This window comes from Gimesia chilikensis (assembly GCF_008329715.1).
Lineage (GTDB): Bacteria > Planctomycetota > Planctomycetia > Planctomycetales > Planctomycetaceae > Gimesia > Gimesia chilikensis.
In genome coordinates this window covers 137,472-163,452 of the sequence record NZ_VTSR01000009.1, presented here as the reverse complement: position 1 = coordinate 163,452, position 25,981 = coordinate 137,472, and the positions used below count along the sequence as shown (strand labels likewise).

19 protein-coding genes are annotated in these 25,981 nt (G+C 54.1%); 5 read left to right on the top strand and 14 right to left on the bottom strand.

The window, feature by feature from the left end; genetic code table 11:
• The first annotated feature begins 275 nt into the window (after window positions 1-275).
• Window positions 276-1,061: a class I SAM-dependent methyltransferase gene (locus FYZ48_RS13935; RefSeq protein ID WP_149341338.1), complete on the top strand. Its 786-nt coding sequence runs from the start codon at window positions 276-278 to the stop codon at window positions 1,059-1,061.
• Here FYZ48_RS13935 and FYZ48_RS13930 read toward each other — a convergent pair.
• The 4 genes from FYZ48_RS13930 to FYZ48_RS13915 all read right to left on the bottom strand — a co-directional run bounded on the left by FYZ48_RS13930 (window position 1,052) and on the right by FYZ48_RS13915 (window position 4,920).
• Window positions 1,052-1,972 (bottom strand): inositol monophosphatase family protein, encoded by a 921-nt coding sequence (locus tag FYZ48_RS13930; RefSeq protein ID WP_149341336.1) that lies wholly within the window; start codon window positions 1,970-1,972, stop codon window positions 1,052-1,054. The genes FYZ48_RS13935 and FYZ48_RS13930 overlap by 10 nt on opposite strands.
• A 46-nt stretch (window positions 1,973-2,018) precedes the next feature.
• Window positions 2,019-2,942, bottom strand: a complete 924-nt coding sequence (locus tag FYZ48_RS13925) for an ATP-grasp domain-containing protein (RefSeq protein ID WP_149341334.1) — start codon at window positions 2,940-2,942, stop codon at window positions 2,019-2,021.
• 44 nt (window positions 2,943-2,986) lie between these two features.
• Window positions 2,987-3,937 (bottom strand): methenyltetrahydromethanopterin cyclohydrolase, encoded by a 951-nt coding sequence (gene mch / locus FYZ48_RS13920; protein WP_149341332.1) that lies wholly within the window; start codon window positions 3,935-3,937, stop codon window positions 2,987-2,989.
• Window positions 3,938-3,999: 62 nt separating this feature from the next.
• The gene (locus FYZ48_RS13915) at window positions 4,000-4,920 is read right to left on the bottom strand and encodes a dihydrodipicolinate synthase family protein (RefSeq protein WP_149341329.1); all 921 of its coding nucleotides are present in this window, start codon (window positions 4,918-4,920) and stop codon (window positions 4,000-4,002) included.
• 335 nt (window positions 4,921-5,255) lie between these two features.
• On the opposite strand from FYZ48_RS13915, the gene FYZ48_RS13910 reads away from it, so the two are divergent.
• Window positions 5,256-5,543 carry a hypothetical protein gene (locus FYZ48_RS13910; protein WP_149341327.1) on the top strand — a complete coding sequence of 96 codons (288 nt, stop codon included), beginning with the start codon at window positions 5,256-5,258 and terminating at the stop codon, window positions 5,541-5,543.
• A gap of 9 nt (window positions 5,544-5,552) precedes the next feature.
• On the opposite strand, the gene FYZ48_RS13905 is transcribed toward FYZ48_RS13910, so the two are convergent.
• From FYZ48_RS13905 to FYZ48_RS13895, 3 genes are all read right to left on the bottom strand, one after another.
• Window positions 5,553-6,350: a putative hydro-lyase gene (locus FYZ48_RS13905; protein ID WP_149341325.1), complete on the bottom strand. Its 798-nt coding sequence runs from the start codon at window positions 6,348-6,350 to the stop codon at window positions 5,553-5,555.
• 5 nt (window positions 6,351-6,355) lie between these two features.
• The gene (locus FYZ48_RS13900; RefSeq protein WP_145037435.1) at window positions 6,356-6,892 is read right to left on the bottom strand and encodes a peptidylprolyl isomerase; all 537 of its coding nucleotides are present in this window, start codon (window positions 6,890-6,892) and stop codon (window positions 6,356-6,358) included.
• Window positions 6,893-7,064: 172 nt separating this feature from the next.
• Window positions 7,065-10,904 (bottom strand): hydantoinase B/oxoprolinase family protein, encoded by a 3,840-nt coding sequence (locus FYZ48_RS13895; RefSeq protein WP_242022652.1) that lies wholly within the window; start codon window positions 10,902-10,904, stop codon window positions 7,065-7,067.
• A gap of 340 nt (window positions 10,905-11,244) precedes the next feature.
• On the opposite strand from FYZ48_RS13895, the gene FYZ48_RS13890 reads away from it, so the two are divergent.
• Window positions 11,245-11,979 (top strand): Bax inhibitor-1/YccA family protein, encoded by a 735-nt coding sequence (locus FYZ48_RS13890; protein ID WP_242022650.1) that lies wholly within the window; start codon window positions 11,245-11,247, stop codon window positions 11,977-11,979.
• Window positions 11,980-12,104: 125 nt separating this feature from the next.
• Here the strand turns inward: FYZ48_RS13890 and msrP are convergent, their stop codons facing one another.
• Entirely contained in the window at window positions 12,105-13,112 is a 1,008-nt protein-coding gene (gene msrP, locus FYZ48_RS13885; protein ID WP_149341321.1) for a protein-methionine-sulfoxide reductase catalytic subunit MsrP, read from the bottom strand.
• 314 nt (window positions 13,113-13,426) lie between these two features.
• Between msrP and sthA the strand changes: the two genes are divergently transcribed.
• Window positions 13,427-14,920: a Si-specific NAD(P)(+) transhydrogenase gene (gene sthA / locus FYZ48_RS13880; RefSeq protein ID WP_242022648.1), complete on the top strand. Its 1,494-nt coding sequence runs from the start codon at window positions 13,427-13,429 to the stop codon at window positions 14,918-14,920.
• Between the two features lie 30 nt (window positions 14,921-14,950).
• Here sthA and FYZ48_RS13875 read toward each other — a convergent pair whose 3' ends face one another.
• The 3 genes from FYZ48_RS13875 to FYZ48_RS13865 form a co-directional block, all read right to left on the bottom strand.
• Complete coding sequence (locus FYZ48_RS13875; RefSeq protein ID WP_149341319.1) at window positions 14,951-15,895, bottom strand: RluA family pseudouridine synthase; 945 nt, start codon at window positions 15,893-15,895, stop codon at window positions 14,951-14,953.
• A gap of 11 nt (window positions 15,896-15,906) precedes the next feature.
• Window positions 15,907-18,582 carry an aconitate hydratase AcnA gene (gene acnA, locus FYZ48_RS13870; protein WP_149341317.1) on the bottom strand — a complete coding sequence of 892 codons (2,676 nt, stop codon included), beginning with the start codon at window positions 18,580-18,582 and terminating at the stop codon, window positions 15,907-15,909.
• 228 nt (window positions 18,583-18,810) lie between these two features.
• The gene (locus tag FYZ48_RS13865; RefSeq protein ID WP_149341315.1) at window positions 18,811-20,235 is read right to left on the bottom strand and encodes a neutral/alkaline non-lysosomal ceramidase N-terminal domain-containing protein; all 1,425 of its coding nucleotides are present in this window, start codon (window positions 20,233-20,235) and stop codon (window positions 18,811-18,813) included.
• A gap of 252 nt (window positions 20,236-20,487) precedes the next feature.
• Between FYZ48_RS13865 and FYZ48_RS13860 the strand changes: the two genes are divergently transcribed.
• The gene (locus tag FYZ48_RS13860; RefSeq protein ID WP_187782021.1) at window positions 20,488-21,756 is read left to right on the top strand and encodes a hypothetical protein; all 1,269 of its coding nucleotides are present in this window, start codon (window positions 20,488-20,490) and stop codon (window positions 21,754-21,756) included.
• A 1-nt stretch (window position 21,757) separates the two neighbouring features.
• Here FYZ48_RS13860 and FYZ48_RS13855 read toward each other — a convergent pair whose 3' ends face one another.
• From FYZ48_RS13855 to FYZ48_RS13845, 3 genes are all read right to left on the bottom strand, one after another.
• Complete coding sequence (locus tag FYZ48_RS13855) at window positions 21,758-23,092, bottom strand: glycosyltransferase family 87 protein (protein WP_187782020.1); 1,335 nt, start codon at window positions 23,090-23,092, stop codon at window positions 21,758-21,760.
• A 203-nt stretch (window positions 23,093-23,295) separates the two neighbouring features.
• Window positions 23,296-24,690 (bottom strand): EF-hand domain-containing protein, encoded by a 1,395-nt coding sequence (locus FYZ48_RS13850; RefSeq protein WP_149341311.1) that lies wholly within the window; start codon window positions 24,688-24,690, stop codon window positions 23,296-23,298.
• Complete coding sequence (locus FYZ48_RS13845) at window positions 24,687-25,964, bottom strand: DUF1501 domain-containing protein (RefSeq protein ID WP_149341309.1); 1,278 nt, start codon at window positions 25,962-25,964, stop codon at window positions 24,687-24,689. Before FYZ48_RS13845 ends, FYZ48_RS13850 begins: the two co-directional genes overlap by 4 nt.
• Window positions 25,965-25,981: the final 17 nt, after the last annotated feature.

Genomic DNA, 25,981 nt, shown 5'->3' with positions numbered 1-25,981 from the left:
CTAACTGCTTAGGAAATACTGATTTGAATCTGTCCCAATGCACTTGATCATAACCGGCGTAATTCGATTGATCAAGCTGCTGGAATAATTGACTCTCTTAAGGTATTATCATTAGGAAGTTTATAACGCTTGCGTAAAAAGTGTTCTTACGTGATTTTTAAGAAATCAGGAATACCTGACGCGTTGACCAGGGCCCCTTGTTAGGATGGGGGACTGTTTCAGTCCTGCATCTGCTCTAAATAGCATTCCTTCCGGTTTCACAAGCACAGTGCACTATGGCTCCATTAAGTTCTCCCCAAAAAAATAATCCAAAGCGGCAACGCCTCAAACAATCGATTCGCTCACTGATCGAATTTCGCGGCGCGTCCGAACTGGATCAGAACCAGTTTCAGTCGACCGCTCGGAAATTATATGACGGTCCGGCAGGAGCAGTGCTCTATCTGGCCAGTAAGCTGTCACTGCATGATCCCCTGGTAGGGCGGATTCTCAAAACTCGTCGTTTCGATGTGACCGAGTTTCGGAATATCCTGGATATTGGTGCTGGGGCTGGCCAGATTTTGGGACATTTACTTCGTGAAACACATCCCGATGCAAGACTGGTGGCCTGCGACCTTTCCCATCAGATGCTGAAGCGGGCGCGCAACCGTATGGGGAGTCCACGTCCGGATTATCTTTCAGCAGATTTGACCTGTCTGCCATTTCAGGATGAATCTTTTGATTGCGTTACCTGTGGCTGGGTGCTGGAATACTTGACGGATCCCCGCCATGGCCTGTCAGAAATTCACCGTGTTCTGCAGCCTGGTGGCAGCCTGTTTCTGATGGCCACCGAAGATCGTCTGTCTGGTATGCTCAACAGCGCGACCTGGAAGTGCAAAACCTATAATAGAATTGAGCTTCAGCAGGCCTTCGAAGAGACGGGGCTGCCCTGGAAAGAGCAGCACTGGTTTACACCGATCCATCAGTTCCTGAAGCTGGGCGGAATTATTGTCGAAGCGACTAAGCCGCTGGAAGTAGTTGAAGAACTTTCAGCAGATGCCGTTTCTACGACAACTCAGTCCTGATAACGGACCTGGCTCCAGTCTTTTGCCAGCTCACAGAGTGTTTTTAACGTCTCTGGATTGGCGCTACAGGCCGTGATACCGGGCAGACGCAGCATGTCTGCCCGTTCGTCGAGCCAGTGCTCGTGAAAGTTAACCGGCTCGCCATTGTGTACCCACACCGCATCGCCACCCAGGATGCGGGCGATGTGCAGTGAGACTGGAAAGTCGTAGACATTCGGGGTATGGATCAGCGAACCGCCAAAGGCTCCAGTTGCCAGGTGGTCATAGATACTGCCCGGCATTTCATCCGGTGGGACTCCCTCCAGCCCGGTTTCCGTCACCAGTTGGGCATTCGATGTATCTTTATCCTGGAAGCCGATCAGGTAGATGCGTGGTGAATCGGGGCGTGTCTGAGGATCAATGCCAGGCATCGCATCCAGTACTTCCCGGGCGGGACGGCTCAGGTCATCTGGACCACAAATCACTTTTTTGTGTACTGCTTCTACCCAGGTGCCCTGTTCTCCGGTTTCCGGAATATAAACCAGCGAATAATGGACCGTTTCACTATCGCGCAGATGAACCATGACACAGTAACCGTTGGCTGTTTTATCACGATACTGTTTAGTGCCATCAATCGGATCGATCGAGAGTACATAGGGAGAGTCCTCTGAGAAGCGATTCAGGTCGCCGGTTTTCTCTTCGGCTTCGATGCGGCACTCACGAAAAATGGGATCGCGATCGCGTAAGGCAGCGACAATCAATTCCTGCAATGTCAGATCAGCCAGAGTCAGGGCGTCAGTGAGGGCGCTGCCCGATGATTTATTCTCGACAGCGATATTGAAATTTCGCAGCCGCTTCGCGATCGCACCGGACCAGCGGAGGATCTCGGGGAGATGGGCCTGTAATGCGTCGAGCAGAGGATTGAGTTCCATGGTTTTGAATCTTTATTGTTAGCTGTTATAGATATTAAATCGTAAATCAGGGCTGGCTTACACCTGCATTGTTTCGTTTCTGTTCCAGATATTCAATCACCAGTGCAGCCACATTCACATTTGTGACTGATTGCAGTCCTCTCCAGCCTGGTACCGCATTGACTTCGAGCAGATAACGGGTCTCAGGTTCATCGACGGGAGTCAACAGATCAACGCCCGCGAATTCGGCCTGGGTCAGTTCGCAGGCCCGCAACGCCAGTTGAACTTCAAACTCAGTCGGCGAGTAAGCTTCCGCTCGTCCCTGGCGGGAAATATTGGTTCGAAAATCAGTCTGATTATGTCTGCGGATTGCTCCAACGACGGAACCATTGAGAATCAGAATTCGCAGGTCGTAGCCCGGGTGGGGAATGTAACGCTGCAGATAGATGACAGCCTGCGTGCGCTCGAGCGTGCGAAATGAGCGATAAGCAAGATCGGGATCGCTGATCCGGAAGATGCCACGTCCTTCAGAACCAAACAGCGGTTTGACGACGACGTCTCCCCCCAGATCTTCGAACCGCTGCATTGCCGCTGCTGAGGATTCACAGACAGCGGTCGCAGGAACAGGCAGTCCTGATGCCGACAGGCGGGAAGTTGTCAGATATTTATCGACTGCGCACTCTATGGCCCGGGGAGTGTTGAATACGGTTACGCCTGCCTGTTCCAGACGCCCCAGCAGATCCATGCGAAAGATAACCTGTTCCAGCGAGCCGGGAGGCATCGTGCGAATGATCAGGGCATCAAACTGATTGAGATCAATCTGACACTCATCTGCGTCATAGCTGTTGAACTGCTCTGCAGAAAGACCAGGGAGCCAGGCTGCGAGATCGTGGAATTCGAGTGTGCAGGACAAATGCCCGCGTGCTTCCGCAGCCTGCTGAAGTTCACGGCAGTACCAGCTTCCCTGATTTCCCAGAATGGCAATCCGCACGAAACTTGTTCCTGGCTAAACGGGATCGGAATCAGGTGACTGTATCAGAGTCCGAAGCTCTGCTTGAGCAAATCGGGATTCATCTCGCCGAACCGAAAGACATTACCGGTTTCGAGGTTCTGCAACGTAACGACAGCAGGGCTGAAGAAACTCGGGTCGATTTCATAAAAGTCATGGTTGGCCTCAGCGAAGACATCCAGAAAAGGTTTGCCATAACAGGCTGCCGAACAGGAGGGGAGCGAAGGGCCGATCTCCTGCAGCGATTCGTCGTCGCCGACCACCCAGAGTGTGACGGCACTGCCATATAGAATCGCATCATTGGTACGTCCGATACCCGTCAGGTGATCTTTGGCGACAGGTGCCAGTGGTGCGGTACCGAAGCCCGCCTGGACACGATGCACATCAAACTTGATTTCAAACAGTTTATGCATAGCCGTCTCTACCGAGCGGGCAATCACCTGAATGTTACCGGCGATGCTCGAGGTGGGAGCAACCAGAAGCATGATGTTCTTCGGATCGACGCCCGTCGATTGTGCAATTTTATCGACCACGTTGATGTCGGGCAGTGTATTGGATTCCAGAACGCCTACCGTTTTCTCAGGTGACTCACCAAAAGCAAGAATCCGGTATAGATCTTCGACTTCAGCAGCAGCTCGCATCGGACCGGAGCCCATAGCGAAGAATTTACCTACATCAATTTTCCAGCCAGCGTACTGACTGAGCAGGCAGGATTCGACGGCATGATCAGTCTGCACCTGTAGATAGGGGAGCGGCAGACCGTCGAGTTCACCGGGAACCAGTTTTACTTCGCCCAGGTCCGCCATACAGATCCTTGCCAGGAGCAGGCCTGCCTGGATTCCCGCCGATGTTTCTATGCCGCAATCGACGACAATGGCGCCGTTCTCCAGGGCATGCGGAAAGACTTTCAGTTCGCCGGACCTGGCCAGCAGCTGTTCTGTCAGCTGACACGCCCGTTCGTTTAAAACACCGCTCATGGTTTATTCAATTCATTCCACATTCAGGTTGGTATGGCAGGCACTCGGCAGAGTCGATTTCATCAGAGACAGCCGACTTCTTTCATAATTGTTTCGGTGCGCTCGATCAGTTCGGGAGTGCAGGCAGGGAACGGATGAAACAGTGTATCATTCTCAATGATGCCGCGGAGACGCAGTGCGGTTTTCATCGAGCCTATGATGTAGCCTACATTCATGGTTCCGTCGGGGCAAACGAAGACTTCAAACAATCTGACGATGGCTTCCTGAAGACGAACCGCTTCCTGGTGATTGCCTGCAGCAGCAGCTTCATAGAGTTGTACGAACAGTTCTGGGCCTACGTTTGCCAGACCGGGAACAGTGCCGTCAGCTCCTGCCATCATGACGGCATGGACCAGCATCTCCGCTCCGGTGAAGAGCTTCATTCCGGGAGGCTTGCTGGCAACAAGTCGATGAAAGCCGACGGCATCACCGCTGGAATCTTTGACTCCGATGATCGTGCCTTCTTTGCCGAGCGTCATCAGGGTGTCGAGTTCGATTTTTATTTTCGTCATGACAGGGATGTCATAAGCAAAGATCGGAATGTCGACCGCTTCCCGAATTGTGCGGTAGTGGACGAGCATGTCTTTCTGGCTCGCCGGATAGTAATAAGGAGGGCAGACAACAACTGCATCCGCACCCTGCGCTTTGGCGACCTTGGCCTGTGCGATAATCTGTTCGGTTCCAGGGGCAATCACGCCCACCAGCAAGGGGACGCTGCCGTCCACCGCTTTCACCGCGATATCGGTGGCCTCTTCCCGATCTGGTTCGCAGAGCAGGGGGCCTTCACCTGAAGTGCCGAACAGGAACAGTCCATGCGCGCCCTGCTTCAGCATGAAACGGTAGACGGATTCTGCTGACGCTGCATCCAGCCTGCGTTCGGACGTCAGTGGTGTAATGACCGGAGGGAGCACTCCCTTCAGTTGAGTGGAAAGATCAATTGTCATGAGTTGTGTACCAAGAGTCTGTGTTGAACTAAACGGAACAGCGGTCCTGAGCAGGTTCGATTCTGAACCCCTGTTATACCAAACTGGAAACCAGGATGCGATGATTTCAGGGGATTGACTCCCGGAATCCGACACACATCCTGCTATGGGTCGCCACCGATAGCCTGTTATGACGGTCAGGCGGGTTTTCAGGACTGTAGTGGCTGATCGGAACAGGCAAGCAGACAAATTTCCAGAAGAGAAAGCGAGGCCGTTCGGGTTCCCTGAAAATCTTGATTGCCGGCTCAAGAAAAAACTGGAGAGTGCCCGGACGGGCTCGGTATAATCCAGCTGCTATGAGAAACGAACACGCAACGACAATCTGTCTGGAACATCAGTCCGCTGAGACGCAGGCGACTCCCCATGGGACGGTCTGCCCGCGCTGCAAGCAGAGACTGTATACGAATCCTCCCCAGGGTAATCTAATGAGCTTCTGGGAAAGTCAGCCTGTGGCTTACACGCTGGAGCGAGAACCCTGCTTCGCGTATTCACTCCTGTGGGAGAACTTTCGCATCCGCTCACTGCATCTGCCGGAAGTCTCTACAATAGACGAGCCCGCATCACAGCTGAAGTCTCACTCCTGATCCCGCGTTTTAGCGCGTGGCCAGTTGTTCGTCTTTCCAGTCAGTAACGAACATGCAGCCGGGACTGTGCGTGATCGCAAATTCCGGCTTCGCTTCCATCAACACCGTTTGCGGCGTTACACCACAGGCCCAGAAGACGGGTAATTCTCCCTCATGGACCGGAACGGGATCTCCAAAATCGGGCTGGCTCAAATCGGTAATTCCCAGCTGATCAGGAAACCCCAGATGCACAGGTTCCCCATGGACAGCCGGGAAACGCCCGGTAATCTGGATCGCGCGAATTGCATTGGCCGGGAGAAAGGGACGCATGGAAACAACCAGTGGACCCGAAAAGATCCCCGCTGATTCACAAGGCACATTCGTACGATACATGGGGACGTTAACGCCCAGGTCGATGTGTCTGACAGGCAGCCCTGCACGAATCATTTCTGCTTCGAAGGTGAATGAGCACCCAATGAGAAATGCCACCAGGTCGTTTTGCCAGAGGTGGGAGATGCTCGTCGGTTCTTCTACCAGTTCACCCGATTCCCAGACACGGTAGCGGGGCAGGTCAGTCCTGAGGTCAGCGTCGGGAGTCGACTGCCGCGGGCAGGGATTGCCGGCCTCCGTCACTTCCAGGACAGGGCAGGGTTTCGGGTTTTTCGCACAGAACTCGCGAAAGTGAGCTGCCTCGGCTTCACGAAGAATCACCAGATTCGCCTGGGCGAACCCGGGAGCCAGTCCCGAGGTCTGCCCGGAGAACTGACCGGTGCGGCAGGCTTCACGCACAGCCGCACCGGTTAACAGTGAAGCACGATCAATGCTCATCGCGGTTATTTTTCCTTGGCGATCACTTCGGATCCCGTGATTTTAACTTCATCCAGCGGGCGATCGCCGTGGTCGGTTTCGACATTACCGATTTCGAGTACGACAGCTTCGCTCTCTTTGTCGCTGGTTCTACCAAAGACAGTATAGGAGTTGTCCAGGTGAGGTACGCGGCCCAGGCAGATGAAGAACTGAGAACCAGCGGAATTCGGGTCACTGGTGCGGGCCATCGAGAGCACGCCGGTTTCGTGGGGAATATTGTTGAATTCCGCGTCGATCGTGTAACCCGGACCACCGGTGCCTGTTCCCTGGGGGCAGCCTACCTGGATCACGAAATCGGGAATAACGCGGTGGAAGATAATCCCGTCATAGAATCCGATTTTTGTCAGTCCGATCAGGTTCTTGCAGTGCCCGGGAGCCACATCGGGATAGAGGTCCATGCGAATGGTTCCCTTAGTGGTTTCAAAGACGACCTGGTAATCAAACTTGTCGAAATCAACATCAGCCAACGCGGCATCAACTTCGGCGCGACGGTTTTGAGACACGGTACTCTTCCTTCTTAGTTTTGTTCTATAAATAGTGAGTGATACGTTTCAATTGGGTATAGCGCTACCTTACCGACTGCAGGGCGAAATCACAAAGCAGAACTCACGAATATTAAATGAGAGAACCCAATTAGCAGCAGCTAATTTATGGCAACGGTGAACAAACTGTTGTTCACTTTGCTGGTGTGTTACCGGGTGTCCCGTAGCCACCGCCACCTGGCGTTTTGATGGTCAGTGTATCGCCCGCATCTACAGAAATGGAGAGTTTCCCTCCCAGCGATTCCTCGGTCGTCGTGCCTGCTTTCTGCAGCAGGTTCTCGCCGATCTGTCCCGGTTCTCCTCCATCCAGGCCGAAGGGAGCGTAATCGCCCCGTCGTTCAGACAGCAGTGAGATTCGCAGCGGTTTGAGGAATTCGATCCGTCGAACGATGCCGGCTCCTCCCGGGTATTGACCTGCCCCTCCAGATCCAGTGCGGATCGAGAATTCATGCAGCCTGACCGGGTAGCGGCGTTCGATAATCTCGGCATCGGTCAGTCGGGTATTGGTCATATGCGTGTGGACGGCGTCAGTACCAGCGCTGTCTGCGGTTGCGCCACTACCACCACAGATGGTTTCGTAGTAGCCGAATGTCTCATCGCCGAAAGTGAGATTATTCATCGTTCCCTGGCTGGCAGCAGCTTTGCCCAGCGCTCCGAGCAGGGTATCGACGGTTCGCTGGGATGTTTCGACGTTGCCTCCCACCATCGCGGCACATTCGGCGGGAGAATCCCGTTCTGGAGGATTCAGGAAGCATTCAGGAAGTATGATTTCGACCGGAGCCAGTACGCCGCTATTGAGCGGAATGTCTTCCTGGATCAGGCAGCGAAAGACATAGAGCACTGCCGCGTTCACAATGGCGCGATTCGCATTCAGGTTGGTCTCCAACACCGGTCCGGTGCCAGTGAAATCGACAACGGCACGACTCCCCTGAATGGAGATTTTCACACAGAGCGGCGCCCCATTATCAAGATGATCGGTAAACGAATAGTCGCCGTCTTCAATCGCGGCGAGTGCGAGCTGCATCTTTTCGGTGGCTGCCTGCTGAATGTGTTTCATGTAAGCCTGGACGACCGGCAGTGAATAGCGATGCACAAGATCATTCAGCAAAGTGACACCACAATTATTCGCCGCAACCTGCGCGGAGACATCCGACAGGTTGTCAGCTACCGAACGTGAAGGATGTTCGCCAGAAAGTAATAGATCGCGGAGTTCCGCTTCACGGGAGGTGCCATGGTCGACCAGTTTGAAGTTTCGAATCAATACACCTTCATCGGCCAGAGTCTTAGAGAAGGGGGGCATACTTCCGGGGACAATTCCACCAATCTCTGCATGATGTGCGCGGCTGGCAGTAAAAAATACCAGTTCTCCGCTTTCCGGATGATGCACGGGAGTGATTACCGTTACGTCGGGCAGATGGGAGCCGCCTCGATACGGATCGTTGGTCACGAACACATCTCCCGGTCCCAGGTCCGGATTATCGGCGATGATCCGCTTTACCGTTTCACTCATGGCACCCAGGTGAACGGGGATATGTGGCGCATTTACGACGAGGTCTCCCGTTGCGGAGAAGACCGCACAACTGAAGTCCAGTCTCTCTTTGACGTTGGTGGAAATCGATGTTTTCTGCAGAGTGATTCCCATCTGCTCGGCAATGGACGCGAACAGGTTGTTGAAGATTTCCAGCATGACCGGATCGGCTTCGGTGCTGATATCCGCATGGCCGCCTGACTGCGGTGAGGTCTCCCGCATCAACGTTTCTCCACGAGACAGAATCTCTGCGGTGAAGCCGGGATCGATAATCACCGTCGAGATCGCTTCACAGATAATCGCAGGGCCTGCGAGCTGATCGCCGGGCTGCAGGTTTTCCCGCAGATAAACGGCGGTCTCCTGAGCCTGTCCCTGAAAATAGGCTGTTGTCGTTTCGACAGGTTGAGGGGTACGCGAGACCGGCTCCCTGGCGGGTAAATGGGGCTCTTCCATCAGTCCGACGATTTCCGTACGGAGTGCAGTGACCTCAATGTCGCGCGCCGTGTGTTTGTAGCCATAGAGTCGCTGATGTTCCTGTTCGAACTGCGTGCGCTCATCCAGTCCCTGCTGGCAACGAACTTGAATCGTGGCGTCGGTGCCCAGGTAACGCATCTCAAGGGAATGCTCGGGGGCTTTGATTCGTTCCGGAGGGATGCCTTCCGCGCGGACTTCACCGTAAACGCTCTGGTCGAGTGCTGAAAAACGGTTCTGCAGTTCCTGCTGTAATTCATCTGACCAGGTCTCAAGAACCGACTGCTGACCAAAACGGCGTACATCGGCCTGGCCGATACCAAAGGCACTGAGGATACCGGAATAAGGATGGATCAGTACTTCATGGATTCCCAGCGAACGGGCGATGGCACACGTGTGTTGAGAACCGGCGCCGCCAAAACTGACCAGCACGTAGTCAGCAGGATCGTAACCACGGGCTACGGAAATGTTGCGGATCGCACGTACCATGTTGGCATTCGCGATCTGCAGGAACCCCTCAGCCAGTTCGAGGGGAGTGTATGCTTTGCCCATCGGGGAGGCAGCGATTTCCTCGCAGATCGTCGTCAGACGCTGTTCGACCGCACCATGATCGAGAGCAAACGGGAATCGGCTCGGGAGAATCTTTCCGAGGAACAGATTCAGGTCAGTCACTGTCAGCGGGCCGCCTCGTCCATAGCAGGCAGGGCCTGGATCCGCGCCTGCGCTGGCGGGACCGACGTGCAGCTTGATGCCATCAAATCCGCAGATACTTCCCCCACCGGCTGCGACAGTTTCGATACTCAGCATCGGGGCAACAATCCGCACACCTGCTTTACGGGTTTCGAATTCCCGCTCATAAACGCCATCAAAGCGGGAGACATCGGTGCTGGTGCCTCCCATATCGAAGCCGATAGAACGGGGGAAACCGGCAATCTCCGCGACGCGGGAATAACCAATCACACCTCCAGCGGGGCCCGAGAGGATACTGTCCTTACCAACGAAATGCGAAGCGTCAACCAGACCGCCGGCGGAGGTCATCAGTTTAAGTTCGCAATTTTCCAGAGGAGTGCGGAGCTTCTTGATGTAGTCCTTGAGGATCGGATTCAGATAGGCGTCCATGACTGTCGTGTCACCGCGGGAGACAATTTTGATCAGTGGCGAAAGTCGGCTGGAAACACTGATTTCATCAAAGCCTGCTTCTTCTGCGAGTCGGGCGACGAGTTCTTCATGCTCCAGGTTGGCAAAAGAATGCAGCAGGCAGATCGCCAGAGATTCGACACCGGTCGCTTTGAGTTCTGCTAACTGCTGGCGGATGATTTGCGGGTCAGGGGGCTGGAGAACATTCCCCTCAGAGTCGATTCGCTCATTGATTTCGACCGTGCTTTCGAACAGGGGCTCCGGTTTCTGGATCACAAGATCGAATAGTCGGGGGCGATCCTGGTTCCCAATCAGGAGCACATCTGCGAAGCCTTTGGTGGTAATGAAGGCGGTGCGGGCACCGTTACGGGTGAGCAGAGCATTGGTGCCGCGTGTCGTGCCGAGTTTCACAATGACATTGGAAATTGGTTCGGATTTCTTGAGGCCGAGGATCCAGCGGATAGCGAGAACCGGTGCTTCTTCACCGGATGAAAGTTCATAACCGGAAGAGACAGAAACAGACTCAGGCAGGCCGGGGGTGAATTGCAGGGAACCGGTGGTGGTGTCAAAGGAAGTTACTTGTGCCGAATGCACGGGCTGTCCCGCTTCATTCAGAAATACGATCTGGTATTCCTGCCAGAAGTCTGCCGGATTACCCTGCCGGGAAGGATCGATAATGATCGTGGGATCAGGGATTTCCTGTATACGACCTTTCGTGATACCCGAACTAAGAGTCTTAAAGGGGATGAACTCATTTCGGGGAGAGCGGGCAATACAGTCTGTGAAGGTGCCGCCTACATCGATCCAGAATTCCCACTTTTTTTCGATCTGATCCATTTTTGTGCCATTCATATCAGCAAAAATTTCGTAGCGATTCTCCGGATTTTGGTGGAATTTTTTGAATTCCCTGACGTAGACTTACGTATGAAATAACAGAACCGGCGGACAGACACAACGAACCCGCCGGGAAGTCGGACCCGGGGATCCGACTGTGGTAAATTATGAAAAATAAAAGAGTTTCTGCTGGTACTTGAATTATGTGCAGTGTGGCTTATAATTGTCTCGCCCGCCTGCCCTTCCTCAAAACCGCAGTGCCGGCGGAACCGATGTTTGAAGCGATGACCCATTCCGTGTTCGTCTGGAACATCTTTTCTCAATCACATGGAGAATTCAGTCAATGAACAACTACAGTCCTGACTACTATGACCAGGATACGACGGCCGGCCGCGGTATGTTTGCAATCGATGCGATTGCAGAAGAGCGCGCTGCTTTCATCCGCAAAACGTACATGCACCTGACCGGTGCGATCTTTGTATTTATGGGACTGGAATTTATCATTTTCAGTTCGCCTACCTTACTGCGCGGCGTACTGAGCCTGTTCAGCGTTAGTCCCTGGATTATTCTGATTGCCTTCCTGGGTGCCAGCTGGTTAGCCAGTTCACTGGCATCAAGTGCCAAGTCTCTGGGGACACAGTATCTGGGACTGGGGTTATATACCCTGGCGGAAGCGATTATCTTTGTGCCGATCCTGTTTTTGGCCAGTCAGATGTCGAATCCGACCGTGATTCCGATTGCGGCGGTCATTACCCTCTGTATCTTCGGAGGCTTGACAGCGTACGTACTCGTGACGGGAGCTGACTTCTCCTTCCTGGGCGGGGGACTGACGATTGCCTTGCTGGCAGCAATCGGGATTGCCATCGGGGCTGCGATCTTTGGAATCTCCCTGGGACTCTGGTTTGCTGCTGCGATGGTAGTGCTGATGAGTGGTTTCATTCTGTATGAAACTTCAAATGTCCTGCATCAGTACTCGACCGATCAGTACGTTTCGGCTTCACTGGCGCTGTTCGCCTCCGTCGCCACCCTGTTCTGGTATGTGCTGCGGATCGTAATGATGTTTGCTTCGGAAGACTAAGCTAGACGCTGGTTGAATGAATCAACAATTGAAAATATTGACCGGGTAGAATGTTTCTACCCGGTCTTTTTTTTGCGCATTTAACCTGATGAATGAAGGCTTCCAGTTCGAAAGCCGTGCTCAAATCAGCCTGTGTAGAGACCGCCAACATATTCCCCGTAACCATTGTAAATCTTGGTGTCGTAGCGTTTCTCAGTGCCCAGCATCCATTCCGTGCGTTGGCTCCAGCGAGGATGAGGCTGATCCGGGTTCACATTGGCGACGAACCCGTATTCCCCTGGATTTACCGTGTTCCAGAAGGTCGCGGGTTGCTCTGCAGTGAGTTTGATCTTCACGATCGATTTACCCGATTTGAATCCATATTTCCAGGGAACGACCAGACGGATCGGCGCTCCATTCTGTTTCAACAGCGGCTTCCCATACAGGCCGGTGGCGATGAAGGCGAGTTCGTTCATCGCTTCCTCAATGGTCAGACCTTCGGTATAAGGCCAGGGCCAGGTGCCAGCTCCACTTCTCTCCATGTAAGGCGCCTCCTGGGGTTTGTTGAACGTTTCAAAGGCGACGTACTTGGCTGAGGGTTTCGGTTCAACCAGCTTGAGCAGGCTGGCCAGCGGGAAACCGGTCCAAGGCACACACATGGCCCAGGTTTCGACGCAACGATGGCGGTAGGCCCGCTCTTCGAACTGCATTTCCCTGTAGAGGTCATCGAGGTCGAACGTGCGGGGTTTGGCACATTCCCCTTCGATGGAGACCGCCCAGGGTGTGGTCTGGAATTTTCCGACGTACTTCCAGGCCTCTTTGCTCGTGGGGCCTGTGAATTCGTAGAAGTTCGTAAACTCTTCTGCTTCAATTTCCGCTGTTTCGGGGCGTCCGTATTTGAAAGCTTCATTCCGCTTAGCCGGATAGACGGACTGCAGGGCTTCCGGCAGAGGTTCCACTGCTCCCGCCTGTTCGATCTCTTCCTTGGTTGCCTGTTCACAGCCGGAGAGTAGATCAGCAAACCCGGCGATACCCAGACCGTAACCCATCAACTTGAGGAATTCACGGCGATGCGATTTGCGATTCTGATAAACGGATTCTGGGGTGTGGGCGTGTTCCGGGACATGCCAGATTTTTCGGAGCAGGTGATTCATCAGAGTTCCTTTGATCTGAGATCAGAGCTTGAAGCAATGTGGGGCGAGACAGACACTTCCGTGGTCTTGATCAGGAGGAGTTTCCCCCCGAGGAGTTTTAAAGTTGAGCTATACAATCAGTATAACCGTCAGTCTGGGCGCAAAATAGCCTGTTTCAGAGATCAGATCAATCTTTCTATCTTTTCCATTCCAACTCATGACCGAAGTTAGAGGTGGTTGTTTACGCTGTAAAGTTTAACCAGGTTTCTCAATTTGACATGCGAGGCTGGAAGGGCGTGGCTGAGAAGACTGGTCTGAGTATTGAGAATAGATCCATGAAATTCGACATTGTAATTATCGGAAGCGGTCCCGCTGGTCAGAAGGCGGCGATAGCAGCTTCGAAACTGGGGAAGCGGGTTGCGATCATTGAACGTAACTTTCGCGGCATGGGGGGCGTCTGTCTGCATAAGGGGACGATTCCTTCCAAGACGATGCGCGAAGCAATCTTATATTTAACCGGATATCGGCATCGGGACGTCTACAGCAAATGGTATCGTCGGAAGCGGCGAGTCACGATGCAGGACCTGCGGCTGAAGCTGGCAGACGTAGCAGAGCATGAACTGGAAATCATCCACGATCAGCTTGAGCGAAACGGCGTCGACATCTTTATTGGAGAAGCTCAGTTCGTCAGCCCGCATGAAGTGGCTGTCGACTGTGAGACCGGACGCAAGATTTTGCACGGGGATTACATTCTGGTCGCTACCGGCACCAAGCCTTCGCGGCCCCCTCACATCCCCTTTGATGGCGAAACGATTTTTGATTCCGATGAAATTATCGACCTGAAACAGATTCCCCGTTCAATGATCGTTGTGGGCGGCGGTGTAATTGGCATCGAATACGCGATCATGTTCGCCACTTTGGGGGTCGAAGTTACCGTACTCGATGGTCGGGAGCACCTGCTCGAGTTCTGTGATCGTGAAATTATTGACGCCCTGATTCATCATGCCCGATCACTGGGAATGGTTTTCCGGATGGGCGAAGAAGTCGTTGGGATTGAGCGGTTTTCCGATTCAATGGCCGCGGTGCAGACCGAGAGTGGCAAACGACTGGTAGCCGATTCGGTATTGTATACCGTGGGACGGGTGGGAGATGCGGACGAACTGAATTTCCAGGCCGCGGGGCTCGAACCGGATGAACGCGGTCGTCTGTGGTGCAACGAAGATCATCAGACCTGGGTACCTCATATTTACGGTGCGGGCGATATTGTAGGTTTTCCTGCTCTGGCCAGTGTGTCTATGGAGCAGGGTCGTCGTGTGATCTGTAACGCCTTTAATGAGCCATTTGAAGCGTTTGATCTGATGCCTTACGGGCTGTTTACGATCCCGGAAATTTCGATGGTGGGTAAAACCGAACAGCAGCTGACTGAAGCGCACATTCCTTATGAAGTCGGCGCGGCCCGTTATCGTGAAATTGCCCGCGGGCAGATCTCGGGTGACCGGGACGGGATGTTGAAGATTCTGTTTCACCGTGAGACGCTCAAGATTTTAGGGATCCACGCGATCGGGGAAGCGGCAACCGAAATCGTACACATCGGACAGACGGTAATGTCATTTGGCGGCACGATTGAATATTTCCGTAACGCTGTATTCAATTACCCGACGATGGCAGAATGCTATAAAGTCGCGGCTTTCGATGCACTGGAAAAAATGAGTCTGGATCGACTCTTCGAAGCATCTAAGACATCCAAAGCAGCAGCTCCGTTGAATAAAGAGCTGCAGGAGGCACAGGACGAAGCATCCTCAGTGGAAGTCCTCACTCAGACGAAGTGAGGCAGTAAAAAGGAAAAACCGAGAACAGCTTTAGGCGCTCCGTAACCGCTCGAGCGCCTGGTGGAAATCATCAGGCGCTCCCGCGGAGAGCTTCATTTTCAATCCCGTCACCGGATGTGCAAACTCGATCTGTTCAGCGTGTAATGCCTGTCGCGAAATCAGACAGCGATCTGTTTCCAGTCGTTCATCGTTGCCATAGAAGTCGTCGGCGATAATAGGAAAGCCAAGATCGGCCAGATGCACGCGGATCTGATGCAGGCGTCCCGTCTGTGGAAAAGCACGGACCAGCGAGTATCCGGTATACCGTTCAAGGACTTCGAAACGGGTATAAGCGGATTTGGCCTTTTTCGCCTGCGGGTGTGTCGACATACAGACCCCGGCCTGGGTGGGATGCTCACCGATGGCAGCATCGTTCTCAAAGTGATCGTCCCGAGGCTGGTCGCGAATGATCGCCAGATATGCTTTACTGACCCGGTTCTGCTGAAACTGAATCGAGAGACTGCGGTGTCCCAGATGCTCTTTGGCGACAATCAGAATGCCGCTGGTAAACTGGTCGAGCCGATGCACGATTCCAGGACGCAGCAGACTGCGGATTCCCGTCTGCTGATCGAGGTAATGCTGTAACGCGTTAGCCACAGTACCCGAGTGGATATTCCCCGCGGGATGGGCGATCATCGCCGGCGGTTTGTTGACGATGACCAGCCATGCATCCTCATAGAGGATCTCCAGGGATAAATCTTCAGGCTGATAGGTTTTGTCCGGCGGTTCAGGCAGGAGAATGCTGATCTGCTGACCGCGGAAGACTCGTTGCAACGGTTCGGCAGGGATGCCATTGACCTTGGCAAACCCTGCCTGAACGATGCGTTGCAGACGGTGCGTCGAGTAGTTTCTGAAATGACGGCTGAGAAACCGATCGATGCGGGAACCATCAAGGTAATCCTCGACAATCAGATCGGTTTCGTAGGCTGGTTTCATCAATTCAGGGATCAGGCTTTGGCCAGATCACGGAGAACTTTGTGCAGAATTCCGCCGTTGCGATAGTATTCGACTTCAACGGGGGTATCGACACGACACTGAACGGTAAACAGGACCTGTGTGCCGTCCTCTTTGGTGGCGGTCACACGGATCGCCTGACCTGGCTTCAGGTTGTCGTCCAGTTCAATGTCATAAGTTTCAGTACCATCGAGGCCCAGCTCTTCGCGACTTTCGCCTTCGCGGAACTGCAGCGGCAGGACACCCATGCCGACCAGGTTGGAACGGTGAATCCGCTCAAAGGAAGTCGCGATGACAGCCTTGACGCCCAGCAGGAAGGTTCCCTTGGCAGCCCAGTCACGAGACGATCCCATTCCGTAGTCACCTCCAGCGAGCACTACCAGCGGCGTGCCGGCGTCTTTGTACTGCAGTGAGGCTTCATAGATCGAAGTCTGTTCGCCGGTGGGCAGGTAGGTGGTAACGCCACCACTGGTTCCGGGGGCAAGCAGGTTGCTCAGGCGAATGTTCGCGAAGGTACCACGGGTCATGACCCGGTCGTTTCCGCGACGGCTACCGTAGCTGTTAAAGTCAGCAGGAGTCACTCCATTTTCCTGCAGGTATTTACCCGCGGGAGAATCTGCTTTGATGGCTCCAGCAGGGGAGATGTGGTCGGTGGTAACGGAATCGCCTACAGAGACCAGGACGCGGGCTCCAGTGATGGAGCTGATCGGGGACGGCTCTGCGGGCATATCGACGAAGAACGGAGGTTCCTGAACGTAGGTGCTTTTCGCATCCCATTCAAAGATGTCACCATCGCCACCATCAATGGCCTGCCATTCAGGAGAACCCTGGGTCGCCTTGCCGTACTCATCACGGAACATTTCCGGGTTGATAGACGATTCGAGAGCCGCGTTGACTTCAGCCTGTGAAGGCCAGATATCTTTCAGGAAGACATCGTTGCCATCTTTGTCCTGGCCGATCGGCTCGGTGCTGAGGTCGATATCGGTGGTACCTGCGAGGGCGTAAGCCACAACCAGCGGCGGGCTGGCGAGGTAGTTTGCCCGGACATCGGGGCTGATGCGTCCTTCGAAGTTCCGGTTTCCAGACAGAACTGCAGCGGCAACGATGTCATTGTCATTGATGGCTTTGGAGATCGGTGCGGGCAGTGGCCCACTGTTACCAATACAGGTCGTACAGCCGTAGCCAACCAGGTTGAAACCAAGTTCGTCGAGGTAGGGAGTCACACCGGCTTTTTCAAGGTAGTCGGTTACAACGCGGCTTCCGGGAGCCAGACTGGTTTTCACCCAGGGCTTGCGGGTCAGGCCTTTTTCAGCAGCTTTCTTTGCCAGTAGTCCGGCACCGAGCATTACTGAGGGGTTACTGGTGTTGGTACAACTGGTGATCGCGGCGATGACCACCGAACCATCTTTAAGTTCGAAATCCTTACCATCGTAGTTCACGGGAGCGTGAGTGGGTGAAGGATCCTGCTTGCCGAAGGTGGAGCTGAGATCGCTGTGCCAGTGTGATTTCATGTCAGTCAATGCGATTCGGTCCTGTGGACGTTTGGGACCGGCCAGCGAGACTTCAATCGTGGAAATATCCAGACTCAGTTTGCTGGTGAAGGACGGCTCAGGTGAGCTGTCCGTGCGGAACATACCCTGTTCTTTGTAGTAACGCTCGACCAGATCGACTTCAGCGTCGGTACGTCCGGTGCGACGCATGTAGTTCAGAGTTTCATCGTCGACGGGGAAGAATCCGATAGTGGCCCCGTATTCGGGAGCCATGTTGGCGATAGTAGCCCGGTCGGCGAGGCTCATGTTAGACAGGCCAGGTCCATAGAATTCAACGAACTTGCCGACAACGCCATGTTCGCGGAGCATCTGGACGATGCGGAGTACGAGGTCAGTCGCAGTTGCGCCTTCAGGGAGTTTGCCTTCCAGACGGAAACCGACGACTTCGGGGGTCAGCATGTAGATAGGCTGTCCGAGCATCACGGCTTCCGCTTCGATACCACCCACGCCCCAGCCGACGACACCCAGGCCGTTGATCATGGTGGTGTGACTGTCGGTACCGACGAGGCTGTCCGGGTAAGCGACTCCGTCTTTGGTCAGAACGGCTTTGGCCAGGTATTCAAGGTTCACCTGGTGCACGATCCCGGTTGCTGGTGGGACAACGCCGAAGTTATCAAATGCCTGCTGTCCCCAGCGGAGAAACTGGTAACGTTCCTGGTTCCGTTCGAATTCTTTTTCAACGTTGTGCTGCAGCGAGAGCTTGGTCGCGAATTCGTCGACCTGCACACTGTGGTCGATAACGAGGTCACAGCGAACCAGTGGATTGATTTTCTGAGGATCGCCGCCCAGTCGAACCATGGCACTTCGCAGAGCTGCCAGGTCAACCACAGCGGGAACGCCGGTAAAGTCCTGTAAAACCACGCGACCGGGTTTGAAAGGGATTTCCACCGGGTTAGGAGATTCTGCACTCCAGTTGGCGAGATTGTGCACGTCGGACTCGTTGACGACGAACCCATCTACGTTACGCAGGCAGGATTCCAGCAGCACACGAATCGAGTAAGGCAGCGACTCAATATTTCCAATGCCATCGTCGATGAGTTTCTGTAAACGGTAGTATTTAAACTCACCACCGGCTGCTGTTAATTGACCTTCCGCGCCAAAAGGATTTCCGGAAGCCATTTATCTCTCCTCAGTGCTACATTAAAAATCAGGTAAAGTATTGAATACAGGCTGCTTCGGCGAACCTGTCATAGATTGATTGCTGTTTAGAACGGAATATGCTGCATTCTAGGATTTCGCTTCCCGCGCGACAAACGGCAGGGGGGCGAAAAACGCAAAACATCCCCAGAAGCTGGAGTTTAGCGGCAGATTCGGGTCAGAAAGGGCAAAATTTAACGCTGGCGAGGCCTATTTTCCATTGCGGACCTTCTCGACCTGTCGCTGGGCACTCTCGACGATTTTGTCTTCAATTTCGTCGGACCAGCGGTTGGCGGGCATTCCATAGACGGCCATCGATGTGTTGCCTTCGTAGCCCCAGCGGGATGACTTGCGGGGAGGCACGTCTTCTTCCAGAACACGGAGAGAAGGAGTATAGGCCATCACATCGTTACAGTAGCCTGCGATCCAGGTACTGTCGCCGAACAACTTTTTCATTCCCAGGGCGTAGTCGACGACAACCTCACCGCCGATGGTGATCCAGAGCTGTCGCTTGCCCATCAGCCAGACCTGAACCGGAAAGGGATAGGAGGTCCGGAACGGTTTACCCGAGTTGAGTTGCTTGAGCAGCCGGGCTCCCCAGCGGTTACGGTAGTTATTCTGATTACCGGCGGCGAGTTTTTCGAGCTCTTCTTTAGTCGGAGCATCACCCAGTTTGATGTCAATAATTTCGATTTCGGTTTTCAGCACAGGATCGAGTTCGACCATCGGCAGACGGACGGTATCGGCGACGGTATGAGCCAGACGGGACCCATAGGACTGAGCCAATTCCATGGTTCGGCGGGGGAGTGGGTTTTGGTCAGCACCACAGCCCATATAGAACATGGCGGTCACGCCAGGGAACATGGCTTCGAGGTCGTACTGAGCGAAGCCTGCATAGTCGCCACACCACTGCTGAATTCCCAGAGTGGTGTTGTGACAGGCGTAGCCGAACACGATGGTTTTCAGCTTACCGTTTTTATCTTTCACGGCCAGAATCGGGACGCTGTGATCGATGGGGCCTGTAAGCTTTCCCTCTTTTCGCAGTTTGGGAACATCGGCTTCCATATTGTTGCGGCGGTTCACTGCGAAACTGGTGTGGCCTTCGCCGGTCCAGAGGCTTGCGGGCTCCAGATTCTTGATTGCGGTGGTGACGGCATCGACGAGTTTCTGTTCCAACTGCGTGGAATACTTGTTGACCTGTGCGATCTGTTCTTTATTCAAGGGGTAAATATCATGCAGAGCACCGCGTAACACAGGGCCACAGTGGGTGTGGGATGCATTGAGCATGATCTGGCTGCGATCGAGATCAAATTTCTTCTTCAGTGCGGCACAGACATTGTTATAGATCGACTGAGGAATTCCCAGGGTATCGGTCGAGACGATCACGCCACGATGCCCGTCGTGCGCTTCAATGACCAGTACTTTGAGCCAGAGGTCGTGGATCTTTCCGTCAGCCGGTTTGGTGCGACCACCGTAGCCAGCCATCCAGAGATCTTCCTGCGGGGTGATCACAGCACTGGCAGAACCGGCTTTCCAGAGTGCCTCGTCAGCGTAACTCTTTGGAGTTTGTGAAAGACAGACACAGGAAATCAACAAAAGTAGAATGCCGGCGCGAAACTGCGTTAGATAATGCATGGAGAATCCCTCTTAACTCTGGGAGGTCGAAACAGAAGAAACTAAACCTTCTTTATAAACGGTTTTCCCTCAGAGTAAAGGGGGTGGGGCCACATATCAAGCGATTGGGATGTGTTATCCTTCTTTTAGCAATGTAAATTGTTTCAGGTCGGATACCTGTTAGAATGCTATGAACACACTATAAAACCTCGTTGTGTGTTGAAGAAATCCGTTGAATTGTCGGAGCTGAGAACAGAGGAAGGAAGTTTGTCTGTGTCAGGACTTTTGCATATCTGTAAGCCACTAATCGTCTGTTTGACTCTTTGCTGTTCCTGCCTGTGGCTCGGCGCTGGAACACAGCTGGCTGCCCAGGGAACCCAGGTTCGCAGTGGATCGACTACTACAGAGCCCCGCGATTACCGCTCGAAAAATTTCCTGATTCATACCGACCTCTCTCCGGATGAAGCCCAGGATTTACTGGCACGGCTGGAAAAAATGCTCGTGATTATTTCGGCTTACTGGGCCAGTCCGAATCGCAGCGTGATTGAGTGCTACGTAGTGAAAGATCTGGCAAACTGGCCGTCGGGGAGTCTGCATCCGGTCGGATTGCAATCGATTTCAGGAGGCGGAGGTGTCACTATCAGTCATGCGCGCTATCGGGGAGGGCGTCTGATTCAGTCGAAATCTGTCGTCTATGCCGTCGCTGAACGGGGGACGCCCCAGCACGAGGCCGTACATGCGTATTGTGCTCAGAACTTTGGGCATACCGGGCCTGTGTGGTACAGCGAGGGAATGGCAGAGATGGGCAATAACTGGAAAGAAGTGCCTAAGAAGGGACAGCCGCTATCGGTGAACTGCGAGCGCTATGTAGTGGATTACATCAAGAACAGTGAGCCCAAAAGTCTGAATGAGATAGTCAATTCGAAAGAGACCACGGGTGATTCCTGGGAGAATTACTGCTGGCGGTGGGCGTTGTGTCATCTGCTGGCGACGAACCCGAATTATGCGAATCGTTTTCGTCCCCTGGGGCTGGGGCTGTTAATGAAGAAGCCGGTTTCGTTCAACCAGACCTACGGATCGATGGCACGCGAAATCTCGTTTGAGTACCTGTTTTTCCTGGAGCATTTCGATCAGGGATATCGTTGTGACCTGTGCCAGTGGGACTGGAAAACGAAATTCCGCAAGCCCAATTCGGTCCGCCCGCAGACTTCAAAGATCGAAGCCCGGCAGGGCTGGCAAGCGTCGCATGTGCTGGTGGAGGAAGGGCAGGAGTATGAAGTCTCTACCGAGGGGGACTGGAAGGTCAGCGAGGAAGACGAACCTGTGACCGCGAAAGGGAATGCGGCCGGCCGGGGGAAACTGGTAGGGGCCGTGCTAATTGAAAATGACAGCGATGAATATGAACTCAGTGAAGAATTCGAACTGGGTGAAGCGGGACGATTTCAAGCCCCGGCGAGTGGCAAGCTGTACCTCCGCTGTCGCGATGCCTGGCATGAACTGGCAGATAACAGCGGAAAGGTCATCGTGAAGATCGGCGAGTAATTCAAGCTGCCAGACTGTTCTGCTCTTCTTCTAATTCAGGCAGAGGCCAGAGCATGACGATGCTGAGCAGCAGGGCGTAACATTGGTAGGAGAGCGCCGTGAGTGACTGCCAGGGTTGGGCGACCATGCCTCCCTGTTCCCAGGGCGTGGCACCGGATCCCGGCGCTGTCTGTTGTTGAGAGATCAACAGTGCCCAGGTAAGACGGGGGCTGATGGCCAGAGCGATGATCAGCAAGTTGACCAGCCAGCGTTTTCCCGAATAAGGGGTATACATGGTGAGTAACAGCCCGATCGGCAGGAGCAGAATGATGAAGTAGTGATGCCAGGTGGTGGGCGTCATCAGCAGCATCGCCACGATTGTAATCCCGAAGGCCTGGTCGTCGAAATTCGCGTTGCGAGTCCGCCAGGCAGCCAGTCCGGCGATGGATGTCACAGCAATCCAGGAAGACCAGACCGCGAATTTCAACAGTGCGGGGGAATCAACAACTGGCAGTACGCTGTCAGATGACTGTTCAAACAGCCGTTCCCAGAATGCCAGCAGCGAAGCATTGCCCCAGTTGTTCGTCACATCTGAGAGAGAAGGTAATACGACCGAGAGATAATCGCGATAGGCGTCGATTCCGAACAGTCCGATGGTGAGAAGGGTAACCAGCCCCAGAGAGAGTGCTCCCCCCAACAGGGCGCGGAAATCGCGACGGACCAGAAAATAGAGAAACAGGTACGCCGGATAGATTTTGACTGCTGTTGCCAGACCAAGACAGCTGCCAGCCAGGAGTGATTTGCCTCTACGACCAGTTTTCCAGGCACCGACGATGAGCAATCCCAGCAGAAGATTGGGTTGTCCCTGGATCAGGGTCTGCTGCAGGGGATCGGTGGCGAGTAGGAGTGTGAGCAGGGCCAGAGTCGTCCAGAAGGTCATCTGAATCTTCAGTCCCTCTACAATCCAGTAGAGCGAGAGAGCAAGCAGACCCAGGGCGGTCAGGTTCCAGGCCAGCTGTGCTTCCTGGTAACTGAGCCAGGCAAAAGGGACTGCAATCAGGTTGGCAGACGGGGGGTGTGTATTGTAGTGATCAAAAAAGGCACCCGGGATTGAGAGCTTAAGATTCAGATGTTTTTCCAGTGCCAGTTCCTGATCCAGATAGACGGGCTGACCGGTCAGGCGGTTCTGGACCGACGCCCATTCCTTGAAGAAATCGAAGACCTGGCCATCGGCGGGTCTCAGAGCGGCGATATATCCGGGCGCAAAGACCACCAGGGCACACAGGAAAAGAATGACCCACAATATTTTTCTTGCAACTGGCCAGTGATTCTGTTGAGCGACGATCGTTTCAGACACGAGGGACTCCACAAACAGGGACATAATACAGTGCGCATCAAGATCCTGTTGTCATGGGGTTTGGCGGGTTTTCAGTCCGGAGACTGACTGCCGGTCATTAAACTATGTGTCGCCCCCTGATGTCCAGTGCAGGTCGGGATTTCGTAGAGTTTTCCCGATCGGAGGTGAAGTGAAGTAGATGAGTGCCGTGTCCGTATCAGGTCTCAATCCGATTTGACTGCTTCAAGCGGAGAGATCAGGCTGTCATGATCCTGATCGAGACGATCGAAGGCGGCTGGTGGACCGGTGAATTCACGGCGTGAAACGTCTCCGTCCCGGTTGCGGTCCATCAGGTTGAACCATTCGACATCGGAGGTCGTCTTCTTTCCCAGTTGATCCGGGTATCCCTGGCTGACCACGAATAGTACGACATGCGGGACCTGCTGAAGATTCACGTGACTGCCGGTAGTACATCCCGCCGCTTTCAAATTCTGCCAGATGTTCCTCAGTTCGCGAATGGAAAGTCCCGCATCGTGGTTCGTATCCAGCAGTTCAAATAATCCTCCGCCAGAGTAAATGCTGATCAGCAGCTGGCCGTGGATCAGTCGCTGTTGTAGCTGCAGCCATTGATCAATTTCATCCTGCGAGAGTACGCCGTTCCCGTTCCGGTCTCCCAGGGGAGTCAGCCAGGCGCGAGAGGGACGCCGATTTCGTGAGCGTTGTTCTGGTTCGGCTTGTGGTGGATCGGGATCAGCGTTAGCAATTTCCTCCCGCAATTGAGAAAAAAGTTCGTTGAGGGGGCCGGGGATGCTCCAGCTTTCAAAACGTATTCTGGGGGTTGTGAAGTTTAGTGGCTGGTCGGAGATGTGGTCGGTCACAGAGAGCTGCCAGACCGAATGATTATCCGGTTTGGCTTCAGCTTGTGAGTTCTGTCGCTTCAGGGTCAGATCGGATTTACTTGTTGGTGTCAGGGAGACTTCCTGTTCGGCCTTGAGAGCATGTGCGGCCCAACTCCCGGGGTAAGTGGCATTCGGGATCAGTTCACCGACGCCGATGAGCTCATCATCGTTTGTATCAAGTCTACGGAGAACCGTTTCTGCCCGTTGGAGCTCCACTTCGGAAAGCTTGTGGTCTTGATCCGTGTCGAGAGCCTGAAGCAGGGCCAGTGTCAAAGCTGAGGTACGTGGCAGAGTACCTGTGCCGATTTGAAGTTGGCCCGCACCATGGCGTAGATAATAGTTTCGAAGTTGTGTCTTCGTACATTTCTGAGAAGAATCGTTTACGATTTCACTCAGCGATGTAATCGCGGCGACGGGGGGCGTGAAAGCATTGCCCAGTGAGAGACGGACGGCGCGGGCGGAGGGGACCAGTTTGATTTCGGTTTCACTGAGCACTCCATCCTGGTTGGTGTCAGCAAAATCAAAAATGGCATCGAAGGTCCCGGACCAGTAGACATCGAAAGGTTGTCCATCAATCGTGACCGGAATTTCAATTGTTTGAGGATGACCAGCTCCTTGTACTTCCAGAACAGTGGTGGCGTGCTCCGGCTGCGTCTGTCCCGCCTGAGGTTGAATTCCGGCTGACCAGAGAGCGAATGTGAGGATCAATGCGGTTCTCATAATAGTTCCTCGAGGGGAGTGCCATCGGGATCTGCCAGTCGGATCGGGCGCCCGACGTTAGACATATTCTGTTTACGGGGATCGAGACCTACACCTCGGAAAATGGTGGCCATGAGATCTGCGGTGCGGGTGGGTTTCGATTTGATTTCAGCGCCATCAGCGCTGGTCTCTCCAATCACCTGACCGCCTCGAATGCCGGCACCAGCCAGCATCATGGCCCAGGAAGCTGGCCAGTGGTCCCGCCCATCCTGTCCGTTGATGCGCGGGGTGCGACCAAATTCACCCTGGCAGACAACCAGCGTATCTTTCAGGAGCCCTCGCTCGCGGAGATCGTTGAGGAGTGAGGCACAGCCACGATCCAGTTGTTGCGACAGTTCCTTGACGCGTTCAAAGTTATTCGAATGCGTGTCCCAGCCGTTAAGGGATACTTCCACGAAGCTGACGCCCCGTTCCACGAGCCTGCGGGCCATCAGGCAGCCCTGCCCAAATGAACCGGGGCCGTAAGCTTCACGGACTGATGCCTGTTCTTCTTCCAGGTTGAAGACAGAAGCAGCCTGGGGATTCATGAGTCGCAGGGCCCTGTCGCGGGCAGAGTTGAGTGCATCCGTAACTACAGAAGTGGGCATGGTAGAGAGGGAGCCCAGTTCGGATTGCAGTTGCAGCCGTTCTGCCTGCTGGTCTGGAGAGACCGGGGCAAGGTCCGCGACCTTCAGATCTGCATTGTCGGGGCCTCTGCGGCGACTGCGTCCACCGACGACAAAGGGGGCGAACTGCGGACCAAGAAATCCGCCGCCACTGATAGCCGGTCGTCCTCCAATATGCACATAAGAGGGGATATCGTTTTCGACATTGAACTCATGCGCCACCAGAGAGCCGAACGCTGGAAACTTGATTGCGCCCTGAGGTGTGTAGCCCGTCATCGAGACAAAGCGGGCACGGGAGTGATCCCCTTCACGTGTTGACATGGAACGAATCAGCGAGAAGTCCGCTGCCTGGGCAGCCAGTCCGGGGAGATGCTCACTGATCTGCATTCCGGGGACTTTCGTATCAATTTTCCGGAAGGGGCCGCCGTTCTGGTTTCCGGGTTTGAGGTCCCAGAGGTCAATTGTGGCAGGGCCGCCGTTTAGCCAGATCAGAATCACTGATTTGGGTTTTTTTCCTGTGGCAGACGCCACATCGGCCAGGGCGGGGAGCCAGCTGGAAGTCGACCAGGCAGTGACTCCGAGGGCCATGTTTTTTAAAGCGGTCCGTCTTGAAAATTGGGGAGTGACCATAGGAAACTTCGCTTGTC

Coding starts and splice junctions, on each gene's coding strand:
- FYZ48_RS13935 (WP_149341338.1), top strand. CDS start 276: ATGGCTCCATTAAGTTCTCCCCAAAAAAATAATCCAAAGCGGCAACGC.
- FYZ48_RS13930 (WP_149341336.1), bottom strand. CDS start 1,972: ATGGAACTCAATCCTCTGCTCGACGCATTACAGGCCCATCTCCCCGAG.
- mch (WP_149341332.1), bottom strand. CDS start 3,937: ATGAGCGGTGTTTTAAACGAACGGGCGTGTCAGCTGACAGAACAGCTG.
- FYZ48_RS13915 (WP_149341329.1), bottom strand. CDS start 4,920: ATGACAATTGATCTTTCCACTCAACTGAAGGGAGTGCTCCCTCCGGTC.
- FYZ48_RS13910 (WP_149341327.1), top strand. CDS start 5,256: ATGAGAAACGAACACGCAACGACAATCTGTCTGGAACATCAGTCCGCT.
- FYZ48_RS13905 (WP_149341325.1), bottom strand. CDS start 6,350: ATGAGCATTGATCGTGCTTCACTGTTAACCGGTGCGGCTGTGCGTGAA.
- FYZ48_RS13895 (WP_242022652.1), bottom strand. CDS start 10,904: ATGGATCAGATCGAAAAAAAGTGGGAATTCTGGATCGATGTAGGCGGC.
- FYZ48_RS13890 (WP_242022650.1), top strand. CDS start 11,245: ATGAACAACTACAGTCCTGACTACTATGACCAGGATACGACGGCCGGC.
- msrP (WP_149341321.1), bottom strand. CDS start 13,112: ATGAATCACCTGCTCCGAAAAATCTGGCATGTCCCGGAACACGCCCAC.
- sthA (WP_242022648.1), top strand. CDS start 13,427: ATGAAATTCGACATTGTAATTATCGGAAGCGGTCCCGCTGGTCAGAAG.
- FYZ48_RS13875 (WP_149341319.1), bottom strand. CDS start 15,895: ATGAAACCAGCCTACGAAACCGATCTGATTGTCGAGGATTACCTTGAT.
- acnA (WP_149341317.1), bottom strand. CDS start 18,582: ATGGCTTCCGGAAATCCTTTTGGCGCGGAAGGTCAATTAACAGCAGCC.
- FYZ48_RS13865 (WP_149341315.1), bottom strand. CDS start 20,235: ATGCATTATCTAACGCAGTTTCGCGCCGGCATTCTACTTTTGTTGATT.
- FYZ48_RS13850 (WP_149341311.1), bottom strand. CDS start 24,690: ATGAGAACCGCATTGATCCTCACATTCGCTCTCTGGTCAGCCGGAATT.
- FYZ48_RS13845 (WP_149341309.1), bottom strand. CDS start 25,964: ATGGTCACTCCCCAATTTTCAAGACGGACCGCTTTAAAAAACATGGCC.